This is a genomic window from Candidatus Agathobaculum pullicola (genome assembly GCF_052117205.1).
GTDB classification, from domain to species: Bacteria; Bacillota; Clostridia; order Oscillospirales; family Butyricicoccaceae; genus Agathobaculum; species Agathobaculum pullicola.
On the sequence record NZ_JBQKJP010000100.1, the window covers coordinates 1 to 1,286 of the forward strand.

1 rRNA gene is annotated in these 1,286 nt (G+C 53.4%); it reads left to right on the forward strand.

What is annotated here, in order from left to right:
* Nucleotides 1-1,245: ribosomal RNA gene (locus ACTQ3V_RS15545) — 23S ribosomal RNA — on the forward strand; the annotation flags it as partial.
* Between the last annotated feature and the right edge of the window lie 41 nt (nucleotides 1,246-1,286).

Sequence of the window (1,286 nt, forward strand, 5' to 3'; positions counted from 1 at the left end):
GGGATGAGTATTCTAAGGCCAACGGGAGAAGGGTTGTTAAGGAACTCGGCAAATTGGCCCCGTAACTTCGGGATAAGGGGCGCCTACGAGAGTAGGCCGCAGTGAAAAGGCCCAAGCGACTGTTTAGCAAAAACACAGCTCTCTGCTAAATCGAAAGATGACGTATAGGGGGTGACGCCTGCCCGGTGCTGGAAGGTTAAGGGGAGTGCTTAGCGTAAGCGAAGGTGCGAACTTAAGCCCCAGTAAACGGCGGCCGTAACTATAACGGTCCTAAGGTAGCGAAATTCCTTGTCAGGTAAGTTCTGACCCGCACGAATGGCGTAACGATTTGGGCACTGTCTCAACAGCCCGCCCGGCGAAATTGTAGTACCGGTGAAGATGCCGGTTTCCCGCAACTAGACGGAAAGACCCCATGGAGCTTCACTGTAGCTTGATATTGGATCTCGGTATTCCATGTACAGGATAGGTGGGAGCCTTGGAAGCAAGTGCGCCAGCATTTGTGGAGGCAACCTTGGGATACCACTCTTGGGGTATTGGGATTCTAACCTGCGGCCATGAATCTGGTCGGGGGACACTGTCAGGTGGGCAGTTTGACTGGGGCGGTCGCCTCCTAAAAGGTAACGGAGGCGCTCAAAGGTTCGTTCAGCACGGACGGAAATCGTGCACTGAGTGTAAACGCATAAACGAGCCTAACTGCGAGAATGACGGTTCGAGCAGTAACGAAAGTTGGAGTTAGTGATCCGGCGGTATGTGAATGGAAATGCCGTCGCTCAACGGATAAAAGCTACCCTGGGGATAACAGGCTGATCTCCCCCAAGAGTCCACATCGACGGGGAGGTTTGGCACCTCGATGTCGGCTCATCGCATCCTGGGGCTGAATTCGGTCCCAAGGGTTTGGCTGTTCGCCAATTAAAGCGGTACGCGAGCTGGGTTCAGAACGTCGTGAGACAGTTCGGTCCCTATCTGTTGCGGGCGTAGGAATATTGAGAGGAGCTGTCCTTAGTACGAGAGGACCGGGATGGACGTACCGCTGGTGCACCAGTTGTTCCGCCAGGGGCATAGCTGGGTAGCTAAGTACGGACGAGATAAACGCTGAAGGCATCTAAGCGTGAAACTCCCCTCGAGATAAGTGTTCCCATCCTTCGGGAGTAAGGCCCCACGTAGACTATGTGGTTGATAGGTCAGGAGTGGAAGTGCAGTAATGTATGCAGCGGACTGATACTAATAGGCCGAGGGCTTGACCTCAAAAATTAGAGGCAATCTCAGAACAAACTCTTAGCTTGCCG